Origin of the sequence: Streptomyces sp. R41 (assembly GCF_041053055.1) — a bacterium.
In the GTDB taxonomy this organism is placed as follows: domain Bacteria; phylum Actinomycetota; class Actinomycetes; order Streptomycetales; family Streptomycetaceae; genus Streptomyces.
In genome coordinates, this window is record NZ_CP163443.1 from 8,528,958 (window position 1) to 8,544,769 (window position 15,812).

The 15,812-nt window shown below is 69.8% G+C and carries 9 protein-coding genes; 2 read left to right on the top strand and 7 right to left on the bottom strand.

Annotated elements, in window-relative coordinates:
* The first annotated feature begins 107 nt into the window (after nt 1–107).
* Nucleotides 108–533 carry an OsmC family protein gene (locus tag AB5J53_RS38775; RefSeq protein ID WP_369250283.1) on the top strand — a complete coding sequence of 142 codons (426 nt, stop codon included), beginning with the start codon at nt 108–110 and terminating at the stop codon, nt 531–533.
* Between the two features lie 147 nt (nt 534–680).
* Nucleotides 681–2,543, top strand: a complete 1,863-nt coding sequence (dnaK, locus tag AB5J53_RS38780; RefSeq protein ID WP_369250284.1) for a molecular chaperone DnaK — start codon at nt 681–683, stop codon at nt 2,541–2,543.
* A gap of 18 nt (nt 2,544–2,561) precedes the next feature.
* On the opposite strand, the gene narI is transcribed toward dnaK, so the two are convergent.
* The 7 genes from narI to AB5J53_RS38815 all read right to left on the bottom strand — a co-directional run bounded on the left by narI (nt 2,562) and on the right by AB5J53_RS38815 (nt 15,811).
* On the bottom strand, nt 2,562–3,284 hold the full coding sequence (gene narI, locus AB5J53_RS38785) for a respiratory nitrate reductase subunit gamma (RefSeq protein WP_369250285.1): 723 nt from the start codon (nt 3,282–3,284) through the stop codon (nt 2,562–2,564).
* Nucleotides 3,281–3,880 (bottom strand): nitrate reductase molybdenum cofactor assembly chaperone, encoded by a 600-nt coding sequence (gene narJ, locus AB5J53_RS38790; protein WP_369250286.1) that lies wholly within the window; start codon nt 3,878–3,880, stop codon nt 3,281–3,283. Before narJ ends, narI begins: the two co-directional genes overlap by 4 nt.
* Nucleotides 3,877–5,469 carry a nitrate reductase subunit beta gene (gene narH / locus AB5J53_RS38795; protein WP_369250287.1) on the bottom strand — a complete coding sequence of 531 codons (1,593 nt, stop codon included), beginning with the start codon at nt 5,467–5,469 and terminating at the stop codon, nt 3,877–3,879. Before narH ends, narJ begins: the two co-directional genes overlap by 4 nt.
* A complete protein-coding gene (locus AB5J53_RS38800) occupies nt 5,469–9,164 on the bottom strand; it encodes a nitrate reductase subunit alpha (protein ID WP_369250288.1) in 3,696 nt (1,231 codons plus the stop codon). The genes narH and AB5J53_RS38800 overlap by 1 nt, the downstream gene beginning before the upstream one ends.
* Before the next feature lie 218 nt (nt 9,165–9,382).
* A complete protein-coding gene (locus tag AB5J53_RS38805; protein WP_369250289.1) occupies nt 9,383–10,198 on the bottom strand; it encodes an SAM-dependent methyltransferase in 816 nt (271 codons plus the stop codon).
* 57 nt (nt 10,199–10,255) lie between these two features.
* Nucleotides 10,256–11,119, bottom strand: coding sequence for a helix-turn-helix domain-containing protein (locus AB5J53_RS38810; protein WP_369250290.1), 864 nt, complete (start codon nt 11,117–11,119; stop codon nt 10,256–10,258).
* 99 nt (nt 11,120–11,218) lie between these two features.
* Nucleotides 11,219–15,811, bottom strand: coding sequence for a trypsin-like peptidase domain-containing protein (locus AB5J53_RS38815; RefSeq protein WP_369250291.1), 4,593 nt, complete (start codon nt 15,809–15,811; stop codon nt 11,219–11,221).
* Between the last annotated feature and the right edge of the window lies 1 nt (nt 15,812).

Here is a 15,812-nt window from a genome sequence, read left to right on the forward strand (position 1 = left end):
ACGTGTCTTCCGGGTGCGGTGACCTGTCTTCCGGGTGCGTCGCGCCAGGTTGTGATCGGATGGTGGGTACGGACCCCGAAAACGGGACCTCATCGAAGGGATTCATCGTGGCAACCACGCGCACCGCACACACCGTGTGGGAAGGCAACCTGCTCGAGGGCAGCGGCGTCGTCACCTTCGACTCCTCCGGCATCGGCCAGCAGCCGGTGACGTGGGCGTCGCGGGCCCAGGACGCGAACGGCAGGACCAGCCCCGAGGAGCTGATCGCCGCCGCCCACTCCAGCTGCTTCTCCATGGCGCTGTCGCACGCCCTCGCAGGCGCGGGCACCCCGCCCACCAAGCTCGTCACCAACGCCGACGTCACCTTCCAGCCCGGCGAGGGCATCACCGGCATCCACCTCACCGTCGAGGGATCGGTGCCGGGCCTCGACAACGACGGCTTCGTCGCGGCAGCCGAGGACGCCAAGAAGAACTGCCCGGTCAGCCAGGCGCTGACCGGTACGACGATCACGCTCTCGGCCAAGCTGGCCTGACGCCCGGAAGCGATACGGCGCCGCGGCCCCGCGAAGGGCCGCGGCGCCGTCGTGTCCGGGTCCGCCCGGACCACTCGCCCCATTGACAACCGGGCGCTCAAGTTTTGTGCTGGAGATCGGGCAGAGCCCTGGCGGAAGGGGACTGACATGGCACGTGCGGTCGGGATCGATCTCGGTACGACGAACTCGGTGGTGGCCGTCCTGGAGGGCGGCGACCCCACCGTCGTCGCCAACGCCGAGGGTGGGCGCACCACGCCCTCCGTGGTGGCCTTCGCCAAGAACGGCGAGGTGCTCGTCGGCGAGGTCGCCAAGCGGCAGGCGGTGACGAACGTGGAGCGCACCGCGCGCTCCGTGAAGCGCCACATGGGCGACGCGAGCTGGCGTTTCCCGGACAAGGACTCCATCGACGGCACCCGCTACCGCGCGCAGGAGCTGTCCGCGCGCGTGCTGCAGAAGCTGAAGCGGGACGCGGAGGCCTACCTGGGCGAGGACGTCACGGACGCCGTGATCACCGTCCCCGCTTACTTCGACGACGCCCAGCGCCAGGCCACCAAGGAGGCCGGCGAGATCGCGGGCCTCAAAGTCCTGCGGATCATCAACGAGCCGACGGCCGCCGCCCTCGCCTACGGCCTCGACCGCGGTGAGGAGCAGACCGTCCTCGTCTTCGACCTGGGCGGCGGCACCTTCGACGTCTCGCTCCTGGAGATCGGCGACGGCGTCATCGAGGTCAAGGCCACCAACGGCGACACCCGGCTGGGCGGCGACGACTGGGACCAGCGGGTCGTCGAGCATCTCGCCCAGCGCTTCAAGGCGTCGTACGGCATCGACCTCGGCCACGACAAGATGGCGCTGCAACGGCTGCGCGAGGGCGCCGAGAAGGCCAAGATCGAGCTGTCCAGCTCCTCCGAGACGACCATCAACCTGCCCTACATCACCGCCACCGCCGAAGGCCCGCTGCACCTCGACGAGAAGCTGACACGCGCCCAGTTCCAGGAGCTGACCGCCGACCTGCTCGACCGCTGCAAGACCCCCTTCCACCAGGCGGTCAAGGACGCGGGCGTGAAGCTGTCCGCCGTCGACCACGTCATCCTGGTCGGCGGCTCCACCCGTATGCCCGCGGTCACCGAGCTCGTGAAGGAACTCACCGGCAAGGACCCGCACAAGGGCGTCAATCCGGACGAGGTCGTGGCGGTCGGAGCCGCCCTTCAGGCCGGTGTCATCCGCGGCGACGTCAAGGACGTCCTGCTCCTCGACGTCACCCCGCTGTCCCTCGGCATCGAGACCAAGGGCGGCATCATGACCAAGCTCATCGAGCGCAACACCACGATCCCCACCCGGCGTTCGGAGATCTTCACCACGGCCGCGGACAACCAGCCGTCGGTCGGCATCCAGGTCTACCAGGGCGAGCGCGAGATCGCCGCGTACAACAAGAAGCTCGGCGTCTTCGACCTCACCGGGCTGCCGCCGGCGCCGCGCGGTGTGCCGCAGATCGAGGTCGCCTTCGACATCGACGCCAACGGGATCATGCATGTCTCGGCGAAGGACCTCGCCACCGGGCGCGAACAGAAGATGACCGTCACCGGCGGCTCCGCGCTTCCCAAGGACGACATCGACCGCATGATGCGGGAGGCCGAGCAGTACGCCGAGGAGGACCGCAACCGCCGCGAGGCCGCGGAGACCCGCAACCAGGGCGAGCAACTCGTCTACCAGACGGAGAAGTTCATCCGCGACAACGACGAGCGGATCCCGCCCGACACCAAGACGGAGGTCGAGGCGGCGGCCGCCGACCTGAAACGGCTCCTGGAGGACTCCGCCACCGACACGGCCGCCCTGCGGGCCGGCATCGAGAAGCTGGCCACCGTCAGCCAGAAGATGGGCCAGGCGATGTACGCGCAGGCCCAGCAGACGCCCCAGGACGAGCCGGCCACCGAGCACGCACAGCCCGAGGAGGAGGGCGTGGTCGACGCCGAGATCGTCGACGAGGACCGGGAGAAGGGCGGCGCGGCCTAGACGCCCGTCGGGCGATCGTCAGGCGTCCGTCTTCTCCCAGCCCCGCCGTGCGGGCCGCGGCCCGAGCTGCTTCGGGTCGCGGCTGCGGTACACCACGTACGGGCGGAACAGGTACCGCACCGGCGCGCTGAACATATGGACCAGCCGCGTGTACGGAACCAGCGCGATCAGCGCCATCCCGATCACCGCGTGCACCTGGTACAGCACCGGCACGCCGTGCATCAGCTCCGTCCTGGGCCGGAGCGTGAACAGGCTGCGGGCCCATGGGGCGATCGTCTGCCGGTAGTTGTAGCCGTCGCCGGACGCGTGGGTGAGCTTGGCGGTCATGCCCATCACGATCGCGCCGAGCAGCACGACGTACATCAGCTTGTCGTTGACGGTCGTCGCGCGGAACACCGGCGAGTTCGTCCGCCTGCGGTAGATCAGCAGCAGGATGCCGAGCACGGTGAGAGCTCCGGCCGCGGTGCCGCCGTACAGCGAGAACAGGTGGTACGTGTGCTCGCCGATCCCGAGGGACCCGGTCCAGGACTCGGGGACGAAGAGGCCGATCAGGTGCCCGACGAGCACGAACAGGATGCCGTAGTGGAACGCGGGCGAGGCGATGTTCAGCAGCTTCGACTCGTACACCTGCGACGAGCGCGTGGTCCAGCCGAACTTGTCGTAGCGGTGGCGCCAGACGAGCCCCGCGATCAGCAGCGCGAAGGCGATGTACGGCAGGGCGCCCCAGAGGAAGGTCGTCATGAGCGGTCTCCGATGACGGCAATGGGTTCGAGGCCGATGGCGCCGAAGGGTTCGAGCCCGACCTCTTCGCGGGGAGGACCGGACCGGGCCAGCGCCAGCGCCTCGGCGCGGTCCTTCGGGGACGGGCCCGGCAGCGTCGCGCACACCGCTTCGAGGACGGTCGCGTACGGCGTACCGAAGTCGGTGAGCGCGATCCGCAGCAACTCCAGGCCACCGCGGTGCTCGTCGAGGAGTCCCCGATGCCCCGTCCGCGCCGCGAACTCCAGCGCCACGGGCAGGAAGTCGGGCAACTCCTCGCCGGTGAACTCCAGCCCGTGCTCCCGGTACACCTCCTTGAAGCGCACCAGCGACATCCCGCGCCGCCGGGTGTCGCCGTCGCGCCACCAGCTCAGATAGAGGCTGTGCCGGTTCTTGAAGTCGAAGACCTGGACGTAGTGGGCGGCGAGATCCTGAGGGGGCTGTCCGGCAGCGTGGTCGAGGAACTCCCCGAGTTCCGGGGCGGCTCGACGCAGCAGCGGCAGCCGTACGTGGAAGTCGTCGTCCGGGTATGAGAGACAGTACGCGGCGGCCTGGTACAGCACGGCATGCTCTCTCACCTGTCCTCCCGGTCCGCCGTCTGCCGGTCCCGCAGGGCGTGGAAGTTCTCCACGGACACGAGCGGCAGCTGTATGCGGCCAGAGTCCTGGCCGAACGGGCCGTCGCCGCCCATGCCCGGTCCGCCGTCGTAGTCGAGGCTGCATCCGTCGGGCAGCGCCGACTCCTCCAGACTCCTGGCGTCCCCGACGGCGGCCGTCGGAATGACATACCGGTCCTCGTACTTGGCGATCGCCAGCAGTCGGTACATCGCTTCGATCTCCGCGCCCTCCATACCGACGGACGAGGCGATGGACGCGTCGGGTGGCTCACCGAGGTTGATGGCCCGCATGTGGGAGCGCATGGCGGCGAGTCTGCCGAGCGAGGCGCGGACCGGCTTGATGTCCCCGGCGGTGAAGATCTCCGCGAGGTATTCGAGCGGGATGCGGAGGGTGTCGATCGCGCCGAAGAGGTTGTCCAGGTCCTCGCCGTCGTGCCCGGTCTCGGTCAGCGCGTCGACCACGGGGGACAGCGGCGGGATGTACCAGACCATCGGCATCGTGCGGTACTCCGGATGCAAGGGCAGCGCCACCCGGTACTTGCCGACCAGCGCGTGCACGGGGGAGCGGCGGGCCGCCTCCATCCAGTCGTACGGGATCCCGGCCTCCTCGGCGGCCAGCTGCACGCCGGGGTCGTCGGGGTCGAGGAAGATGCCCAACTGGGCTTCGTACAAGTCCTGTTCGCTGGGCGTGGACGCGGCCGCGGTCACCTTGTCGGCGTCGTACAGGATCACCCCGAGATAGCGCAGCCGTCCCACGCACGTCTCCGAGCACACGGTCGGGAGGCCGACCTCGACGCGCGGATAGCAGAGCGTGCACTTCTCGGCCTTGCCGGTGCGGTGGTTGAAGTACACCTTCTTGTACGGGCATCCGGTCACGCACATCCGCCAGCCCCGGCACCGGTCCTGGTCGACCAGGACGATCCCGTCCTCGGCCCGCTTGTACATCGCACCGGACGGACACGACGCCACGCACGACGGGTTGAGGCAGTGTTCGCAGATGCGCGGCAGATAGAACATGAAGGTCTGCTCGAAGGCGAACTTCACCTTCTCGGCGGCCTGTTGGCGCACCCGCTGGACCATGGGGTCCTGGTCGCCGTGTTCCGCAGCGCCCGCCAGGCTGTCGTCCCAGTTCGAGGACCACTCGATCTTCATCGGCTTGCCGGTGAGCTGGGAGACGGGCCGCGCCACCGGGAAGTCGTCGCCGAGCGGGGCGTCGGTGAGGTTCTTGTAGTCGTACGTCCAGGGCTCGTAGTAGTCCTTGATCTCCGGGAGTTTGGGGTTGGAGAAGATTCCGGCGAGTTTCCTGAAACGTCCGCCGGCCTTCAGCTTCAGCGCACCCCGCTTGTTGAGCTCCCAGCCGCCGCGCCACTTCTCCTGGTCCTCGTAGCGGCGCGGATAGCCCTGCCCGGGACGGGTCTCGACGTTGTTGAACCAGACGTACTCCATGCCGTCCCGGTTGGTCCACGCCTGCTTGCAGGTGACCGAACACGTGTGACAGCCAATGCACTTGTCGAGGTTCATGACCATGGCGATCTGGGCCATCGGGCGCATCAGTACTCGACCTCCTGACTGCGGCGGCGGATGACCGTCACCTCGTCGCGCTGGTTGCCCGTCGGGCCCAGATAGTTGAAGGCCCACGACAACTGCGCGTAGCCGCCGATGAGATGGGACGGCTTGAGGATCAGCCGGGTCAGGGAGTTGTGGATGCCGCCGCGCCTGCCGGTGGCCTCCGTCTTCGGGACGTTCACCGTGCGCTCCTGGGCGTGGTGCATGTAGACCGTGCCCTCGGGCATCCGGTGCGAGACGACGGCCCGCGCGACGACCACGCCGTTGCGGTTCACGGCCTCGATCCAGTCGTTGTCCTTCACACCGATCGCGTCCGCGTCCTGCGGTGACATCCAGATGTTCTGGCCGCCGCGGGAGAGCGTGAGCATGAACAGGTTGTCCTGGTACTCGGAGTGGATGGACCACTTGTTGTGCGGGGTGAGATAACGGACCGTCACTTCCCGTTGCCCGTCCGGGCCGATGTGCGGCTCTCCGAACAGCCGGTGCATGTCGAGCGGCGGCCGGTACACCGGCAGCGCCTCGCCCAGTTCGTGGATCCAGTCGTGGTCGAGGAAGAAGTGCTGGCGCCCGGTGAGGGTGTGCCAGGGCTTGAGGTGCTCGGTGTTGAGAGTGAAGGCCGTGTAGCGACGGCCGCCCGATTCGCTCCCCGACCACTCCGGCGAGGTGATCACCGGGACCGGCGCGGCCTGCGTGTCGGCGTACGTGACCCGCTTGCCCTCGTGCTCGGCGGCCAGGTGCGCCATCTCCTGGCCGGTACGGACCTCCAGCGTGCGGAAGCCCTGCGTGGCCAGCCGCCCGTTGGTCGTCCCGGACAGCGCGAGGATCGTGTTCGCGGCCTTCACGGCGGTGTCGAGCTCGGGACGCCCGTCGGCGGGTCCGCCGCGCACGACACCGTTCAGCTCCTTGAGGCGCCCGACCTCCTCGTCCGGCTTGAGCGCGATTCCCTTGGCGGGCAGACCCAGTTGCTCCACCAGCGGCCCGAGCGCCGCGAACTTCGCCCCGATCGCCGTGTAGTCGCGCTCCACCACCGTCAGATTCGGCAGCGTCTTCCCGGGCACCGGATCGCACTCACCGCGCTTCCAGTCCCGTACGACCCCGCCGGGCTGGGCGGTCTCGCCGGGAGTGTCGTGCTGGAGCGCGGTGGCGACGACATCCTTGCGCACGCCCAGGTGGCCGACGGCGAGCTCACTCAGCCGCTCGGCCAGCGCCTTGAACGTGTCGAAGTCGGTGCGCGCCTGCCACGGCGGGTCCACCGCCGGAGCGAAGGAGTGGACGTACGGATGCATGTCCGTCGTCGACAGGTCATGCTTCTCGTACCAGGTGGCGGCGGGCAGGACGACGTCCGAGAGGAGGGTGGACGAGGTCTGCCGGAAGTCCAGCGAGAGGAGCAGATCGAGCTTGCCCTCGGGGGCCTCGTCGCACCAGGTCACATCCCTCGGCCGGACAGCGGGCTCCGCCTCCTCGGCCCGCAGCGACGAGTGGGTGCCCAGCAGATGCTTGGTGAAGTACTCGGCACCCTTGGCCGAGGAGCCGAGCAGGTTGGCGCGCCAAAGGGCCAGCACACGCGGCCAGTTCTCCGGCGCGTCCGGGTCCTCGCAGGCGAACTTCAAGCTGCCCGCCCGGAGTTCGGCCACGACCTTTGCCACCGGATCGCCGAAGACCTCACCGAGCTCCAGCGGATTCCGGTCGAACGTCGGGTACGACGGCATCCACCCCGAACGCGCCGACAGCGCAAGACAGTCCGCGCCGGTCATGCCCGCGAAGCGGCCCTCGCCGAGCGGTGAGGCGAGCACATCCGCCGCGAATGTGTCGTAGCGCCACTGGTCGGTGTGGAGGAACCAGTACGCGGTGCCGATCATCTGCCGCGGCGGCCTGCTCCAGTCGGCGGCGCCCGCGAGCGTTGCCCAGCCGGTGACCGGGCGGCACTTCTCCTGGCCGACGTAGTGCGCCCAGCCGCCGCCGTTGCGGCCCTGGCAGCCGGTGAGCTGGAGCAGCGCGAGGAAGGCCCGGTAGATGGTCTCGGAGTGGAACCAGTGGTTGGTCCCGGCGCCCATCAGGATCATGCAGCGACCCCGCGACTTCTCCGCCGTCCGCGCGAACTCCCGTGCGATCTTCACGCACTTGGCCGCCGGAACGGAGGTGTGCGCCTCCTGCCAGGCGGGCGTCCCGGGCGCCCCGGCGTCCTCGTACGAGGAGGGCCAGCTGCCCGGAAGCCCCTCGCGCCCCACCCCGTACTGCGCGAGCAGCAGATCGAAGACCGTGGTGACGAGCGGACCGCCGGGCCCGCCGAGCTGAGTCGCCGGAACGCCGCGGTGTACGACCTCGCCGCGTCCCTGGCCGTGCTCACCGCCCTCGGTGTCGAAGCGCGGGAGGAGGACCTCGACACCGCCTGCGGCCTCATGGTCGTACAGGCTCAACTGTGGCTCGATGGCACCCAGTTCGAGATTCCACCTGCCCTTGCCGGACTCGGTCCAGCGGAAGCCGAGCGAACCGTTCGGCACGACGGCCCGCCCGCTCACGGAATCCAGGACCACCGTCTTCCAGGCGGCGCCCTCGCCGGTGTGGCCCAGATCGGTGGCGCGCAGAAACTTCGCGGGGACGTACGCGCCGTCCTTCTCCGTCAGGGTCACCAGGAACGGCAGGTCGGTGAACTTCCGTACGTAGTCCGCGAAGAAGGGCGTCTCGCGGTCGACGAAGAACTCCTTCAGGATCACGTGCCCCATCGCGAGGGCGAGCGCGCCGTCCGTGCCGGGGTGCGGGTGCAGCCACTCGTCGGCGAACTTGGCGTTGTCCGCGTAGTCGGGGGCGACGACCACCACCTTCTGGCCGCGATAGCGGGCCTCGGCCATCCAGTGCGCGTCCGGCGTGCGCGTCACCGGGACGTTCGAGCCCCACATCATCAGATACGCGGCGTCCCACCAGTCGCCCGACTCCGGCACGTCGGTCTGGTCGCCGAAGACCTGCGGGGAGGCGACGGGGAGGTCGGCGTACCAGTCGTAGAAGGAGAGCATCGGCGCCCCGATGAGGCTCATGAAGCGGGCGCCGGCGGCGTGCGACACCATCGACATCGCGGGAATGGGGGAGAACCCGGCGATACGGTCGGGGCCGTACGTCTTGATGGTGTGGACGTGCGCGGCGGCGACGATCTCGACCGCCTCGTCCCAGGTGGCGCGCACCAGACCGCCCTTGCCCCGGGCCCGCTGATAGCGGCGGCGGCGCTCGGGGTCGGCCTGGATGTCCGCCCAGGCGAGAACGGGGTCCCGCAGCCGGCCCTTCGCCTCCCGGTACATCTCCAGCAGGACGCCCCGGATGTACGGGTAGCGCACGCGGGTCGGCGAGTACGTGTACCAGGAGAAGGCGGCGCCCCGGGGGCAGCCGCGCGGCTCGTACTCGGGGCGTTCGGGGCCCACCGAGGGATAGTCCGTCCCCTGGGTCTCCCAGGTGATGATGCCGTCCTTGACGTACACCTTCCAGCGACAGGAGCCGGTGCAGTTCACGCCGTGCGTGGAGTTCACGACCTTGTCGTGGCTCCAGCGGTCCCGGTAGAAGGAGTCCGCCTCGCGACCGCCGGTCAGCCGGACGCTGTGCAGGTCGGGCGCGGCCGTGCCGGGCCGGAAGAACTTCCCGGCGCGCAGCAGCGCGGCGCCCGGTTCCGTGGGCGGCATCTGCGTGTCGGTCACGTGCGCTCCCTCACTCGCCCCGTGGTTTCGAACCTAGGGGCGAGTGCGGGAGCGCACCCGTTCACAGCATCCGTACGGGTCAGGACGCGCGCGGACGGGTCAGAGCCTGCGCGTACGGGTCAGGACGCGCGCGGACGGGCCGGGGCCTGCGCGTACGACTCAGGACGAGCACGGACGGGTCAGGACTCGCACGCACGGGTCAGGACTCGGCGTACCGGTCAGGACTTGATCGCGACCCCCGCGTACACCGGGACGACGCCCTCCGCCTGTGCCGCCACGTCCTCCGGCTCCGGCTGCCACTCGGAGACCGCGACCACGCCGGGCTCCTGGAGTTCCAGCCCGTCGAAGAACCGCGAGAACTCGGCGCGCGAGCGCGGGAAGAAGGGGGTGCCGCTCTGGCGGAAGAGACCCGCGGCCTTCTCGACGCCTTCGGGGCTGATGTCGGAGGTGACCTGGGACAGCACCAGCCAGCTGCCGGGGGCGAGCACCTCGATGTACCCCTTGAGCAGGCCGTACACGTCGTCGCCGTCGGACGCGTCGCCCAGGTAGTGGGTGAGCGCTACCAGCGACAGCGCGACCGGCTGCGCGAGGTCAAGGAACTCGCCGGCCAGGCGCAGGATCGTCTCCGGGTCGCGGACGTCGGCGTGCACATAGTCGGTGGTGCCCTCGGCGGAGCCGTGCAGCAGGGCCTCCGCGTGCCGCAGGACGATCGGGTCGTTGTCCGCGTACACGACCTTGGACTCCGGCGCGACCTGCTGGGCCACCTGGTGCAGGTTGGGCTGGGTGGGGATGCCCGTGCCGATGTCCAGGAACTGGCGTATCCCGGCCCGGGCGGCGGCGCGGGTCGCCCGGTGCATGAACCGGCGGTTGGCGCGCGCCCCGCGTACCACGGTGCCGTCCGCGGCGAGGATCCTGCGGGCCAGCTCCTCGTCCACCGGGTAGTTGTCCTTGCCGCCCAGCCACCAGTCGTAGACGCGGGCGGGATGGGGCCGACTGGTGTCGACACGGGTGGGCGCGGATTCACTGCCGGTCATACGGATGCTCCTCAAGGTGCTCAATGGGTTCGGATGGCGTCTCGTCCGGGTGGCGTCTCAGAAGCTCCCGCGGAACTCCTGCAGGATCTTCTGGGTGCGCTGGGCGGAGGCCGCGTGGGCGGACATGTGGTCGAGGACCTCCAGGTGCGTGGCCACCTCGGCGCGCGAGTCGAGGTAGAGGGCACCGGTCACGTACTCGCTGTAGACCATGTCCGGCAGCTCCGGCTCCGCGAAGCGGAACAGCGCGAAGGACGTGTACGTGCCCGGGTGCGGGCCCTTCGCGTACTCGGCGACCTGGAGCGTGATGTGATCGCTCTCGATCGCCTGGAGGAGCCGGTCGATCTGGTCGCGCATGACCGAGGCGTGGATGCCCACGGGCCGGATCAGCGCCGTCTCGTCCATGATCACCCACAGGTGCGGCGGACTCTCGCGCGTGAGCAGCTTCTGCCGGTTCATGCGCAGCGCCACATGCCGCTCGATGGCATCGGGACCCGTCTGCCCGACCGTTCCGGCCTCCAGTACGGCCCGCGCGTAATCCTCGGTCTGCAGCAGCCCGGGCACGAAGTGCGGCTCGTACGAGCGGATCATCCGGGCGGCGCCCTCCAGGCTGACGTGCATGCTGAACCAGTCCGGCAGCACATCGTGGAACCGCTGCCACCACCCCGGCTGGTTCGCCTCCTCGGCCAGCGCGACGAAGGCGCCCACCTCGTCGTCGGCCACACCGTACGTCGTCAACAGCACCTGTACGTAAGGGATCTTGAGGGCGACCTCGGCCATCTCCATGCGGCGCACGGTCGCCGGGGCGACCCGCAACACACGGGCCGCCTCCTCCCGCTTCAGCCCCGAGGCCTCCCGCAACTCCTGCAACCGCCGCCCCAGCACCACCTGCCCCACGGTGGGCGCAGCCCGCCGCTCACTCACGCCACGCCTCCCCACGCGCCGAAGTACCCGAGCAGTGTGTCATGTTCCGGTGGGAAGCCCCATGGGTCCGCGGGGAGTGCTCATTGCCCTGTCGTACCGTCAGGCCAGTAGCTTGCGCAGCGCCTTGAGAGAGGCATCACCGCGGACGGCGGCGCGGAGGTTCTCGCCGGTCTCGTCCAGCCGAAGCAGCAGAGGAGCCAGTCCGATCACATCCGCTACGAGCTCGCTGCGGCGGCGCCACCGACCGTCCGTCAGCCAGCGGCCTGCGATCTCCGCCGCGACGGGGACGGGCACCGAGACCTGCAGAGGACTCGAACTGGCGAGGACGGCCGCCCTCAGTTCGTTGCTTCGGGTACCCGAGAACCGCCTCAGAACAGCGTTGATCCACTCGCCCAGGAACTCGGGAGCCATCCCGTCGGCGATCTCCATGGCTGCATGGGCGGAGCTCGGGGCCCACCCGCAGTCATGAATTCCGTCCAGGGCCTCCGGTATGTCGCCGAGGTGCGCCTTGCGCACCGCTATGGCCGCGCGCAGGCTGTCGCGCTCCCCGGAACTCCCGGCCTGTCGTTCAACGGTCCCGGCCAACACATCCAGGTGGTGGCGGTCGAAGGCGTCGATGAGTTCCGCGACGCGACTCGCCCACCCCACGGGCACATCCCCTGGACGAGAGCCCTGGGAGAACGAGGTCTCGCCCTCGGCGAATCCAGGCGGCAGGAGCAGACTCCACGCCCTGGCACGGAAGCGGTCGGGAACGTGGTGGAAGAGCTGCGTGGCCCGGGAGAGATTCCACGGCATCTCCGCTTGCTGGCCGTCCAAGTACGTTTCCACCTCCTCCCAGAGCCTGTCCGCTTCGGGCGCTGACACCGACGGGAGGAGGGCGACAAGCAGGTTCGCCGCGCTCCACGCTCCCTCCTTCGTGCGGTCCCGGTATTCGGCCGCGTGAGCCCGCCGCCGCGCGGCGGCCATGGTCAGGGACACCGCGGAGGAAGGGAGGTCAGGGCCCGCAGCCGACAGTGCGCAGGCCAGCAAGGAGTGGCTGCCACCGCGCTGCGCGAATGCCACTGCCGCCGCCGGGGTGACGGACCGGGCGAGCCGGACGAAGTAGGCGTGGGTGAGGCGCTCCTTGTCGAGGTCGAGGTCTTCTCCCGCGCAATCGTCGATGAGTCGGGACAGCGCCACCTCGTCGATGCCGTGGGCCAGCGCGGTCCCGGCGACTCGCCGGGCCTTGTCCCGCAGCCAAGAAGGGGGAAGCGTCTTCGCCAGGCGCATCGCCCCTGTCGGGGTCATGGGGAGGCGTGCGCACATACCTGCCAGCACCGCGAACCTCAGCTCCTCGCCGGCCAGTTCACGCAGCGCGCTGTCCCAGCCCCCGTCGGGCGGCTCGGGGGTGAGGCTCAGTGCGAGGGCGTCGTCATCCGTGACCGAGAGGCGGGTGCGGTAGGTCTCGGCCAAGGCGTCACTCGCCGCGGAGGGCCCAAAGCTCGCCCAGCGCGCGACGACGGCACGCAGGCCCGACGAGTCCCCCGCGGAGGAGTCCGCCATGGCAAGGCGCAGTGCCTCTGGAATCAGTTCCTCCTCCAGAGCCGGAGCGACGGCTTCCAGCACGCTCAAGGCATCACCTTGGCGGTCCCTCGCGCGGATGATGCGAAGGACAAGGCGGCCCAGGCCTCCTTGGGTCATGGCAGCCATGGCGTCCCGGAAGTGATTGCTGCCGCCGAAGAGTGCTGTTTCGGCATGCCCGTCGAGGAACTCGACGATCTGCTGTCGCTCGTGGGCCGGGAACGGGCCTCGACTCAATGCCGCGTACACCCTGCACCGATCGGGCGCACTGAGCGACGACGCCATGTGCTGGGCACGCCGGCACAGGTCCGGTGTCAGATGGGGCGCCATGCGGCCGAGCACGTCCGGCCACAGCACAGGGTCGAAGTCCCGGATGACGTCGTCCAGCGCACCGGACAACCGCTCGGCTCGAATGCTGTCCGGCAGCCAGGGTGCCGTGATGGCCACCACATCGGGGAAGCGGGCCACGTTCTCGTATTGGTCCGGCGAAAGGGCCTTGCCCCTGGTCATCCAGTGCACGACGGCATGCTCGGGATCCTGGTGGCCCAATGCGGCGGCCAGCCGTACTGCACGGTCCAACGGCACGCTCGCGGTCAGTACGCGCAGCAGCTCTTCACCGCTTCCCAGCCTGTCGAGGCGCTCGACGGCCTTCCGGCACGCCCGCGCGGCGAGGTCGCCGTCGAGGTGCGGTACGAGGCTGATGAGGGCGTACGCCTCTTCGTAGGTGCGTCGGCTGCCGGCGTAGATCGTGCCGGTGTCCGGCACGATTTGGTGTTCGGCCACCCGCACAGCCTCGTCCGGCGACGAGATTCGGGCGAGGTGGACGACGTATGCGGCCAGGGCTTCGGCGAATTCGAGGTCGTGGGCGGGGCGTGCGCTGTCCAGCAGCCCGTCGATCTCCGCTCGCCCTGTGGTGCGCAGTACGGGGATCAGCACGCCGACTCCCGTCGCGCGCTCCACCGGCGACTGCAGGCCGAGGACGTATCCGATGGCCCGGCTCTCGCTCCAGACATTCCAGCGGACGAGTTCGGCGGCCAGTGCGGGTGACAGACATGCGGCTTGGACGCTGGTGTTCGCGCGTGAGGCAGCCACGCCGAGGGCGGCAGCGACCGGGAAGGCTCTGCGTCGGCGCACGGTGCCGCGCCGCGCCTCAGCGGTCAGCCCGGACATCGCCCGGCGGACGTCCGGCAGATGGCCGTGCACATCCTCCGACGTACTGTCCCAAGCGCGCCGCCACTCGGTGGAGCCGAGCGGGACCAGGAGTTCGGGGCGGACGGCGCCGGCCCGGTCGAGATGCTGCCCAAGGTGTTTCACCAGGTATGCGGGGATGTCGTCGGCGGCCAGTCGTCCCTTGCGGACGTCACGGAATGTCTCCTGTGCCCAGGTCAGATAGGCGTCTTCGACCCGAGCGAACTCGCCGTCCTCACGCAGTCGGCGCTGCCGTGTGGACGCGTAGCGCGGGTGTCCCAGGACGAGTGCCCGGTCGCCCTCGCGTCGGGTCAGGAAGCGGCGCAGCGCGACGAGGGACCGGTCGAGCCTGTCTCCCATCGGTGTGCGCCGGTTCTGCGGGGGCGACAGATGGCGCATCACCTGGAGCGCGTCGCCCCGGGTCAGGGGACCGCACGCCAGGGCCAACGTGTCCAGCAGGGCGCCCACGTCGGAGGAGGGTGGTCCGAGACCGGACCGCCACTGGACCTCCTGGTCGGCCCACCAACGCTCGAAGTAGGCCGTGAGCCCCCGTTCCACGGAGCGCAGCGACGAGAGGTCGGGTACCTGTCCTTTCTCTTGGAGGAGTTCGGCCAATTCGTCGACGTAGAGCCTGAGTACGACGGGTTCCCCGTCGGACAGGCGGTGCAGCTCGGCAGCGAGGCCTGACAGGTCGGGGAGCGCGGCGCGAAGATCGGGCTGGTGCGCCAGTACCTCCCGGACACCCTCGACGGAGAGTGCCGGCACGTCCAGGGTCCGGGCCCTGCGCCATCCCAGACGTTCGCGCCAGTCGTGCGCCGTGGGCCGGTCGGCCGTATGCCGGGCGGACAGGACCACACGCACGTCCTCCGCGAGTTCGTGCGGAAGGAAGTGCGGCCCCGGGTCCCAACCGACGGCCTCGTCCAGCCCGTCCACGACGACGAGCAGGCGGCCTGAGGGCGGCGGACGGCGTAGGAGATCCGCCAGCTCCTCCCTGAGCTCGTCCGCTCCCCGGCCGGAGACGGCCACCGGCACCCGGTATGCCCGGGCGACGCGGGCCACCAGTGCTCTGTGGACGACGTCCTCGGTCGCGATGTCGAAGGCGATGCTGATCGGGACGAAGACGACGGAGAGCGCCGGGGAGCCAACCAGGGAGTCGATCCACCTGATGAGCAAAGAGGACTTGCCGCGCCCCGCCGTGGCGGTGACCAGCAGACGCCTGTCGGCGCTCGCGTCCCACAGCCAGTCGGTGAGTTCCGCGAGCTCCGCGCTCCGGCCCCCGAACGGGACGGGTTCGTCGGCGCTTCCGAGGGTGGCCTCCACCAGATTGCCGATGGGTGTTTCCAGGGGGAGCCGAGCGCTGACCCGAACCGTGCCGGTCAGGCGGAAACGTGCCACCACCGTGTCGACCGGCACCGCGTAGAGCACGTTCGAGGCGGGGCGTTCCTGGCCCACCGTGGTGCGTGTCCGTAGCGGCACCTGTTCGACGAGGATCCCGGCGACGCCCCCGGATCCCGGTATGACGACAGCGCTGCCTGAGTATCCCTTGAAGCTGCCCAGATCCTGCTGGACGCGCAGTTGAAGGACATGAAGCCCGTACCCCCGGTCATTGGTGATCTCTGTGGCGGCGAAGTCCACGATGCCGGTGAGTCCGGGGTCGTTGCCACGGGGTGTGTGCGGCGCGGCACGGACCCGCCATACGGCGCCCTCGGTCGCGGTCGAGAGGGAGGAGGGCTCGACGTCTTCCGCGAGATGGAGAACCGCCACGTCGAGCTGCTCGTCGTCCTCGGTTCGGACGACTTCGACCGTGCGTCCGGTCGGCAGCGCGAACGCCAACTCCGCCGTGTCGTGGCCGCGAACCACATGGCGAGCCGTGAGCACCGCGCGGGCCGTCACGGCGCAGCCACCGCCGCGGTCACGCGCGCCGACGAGCACACGGCCGTGCACG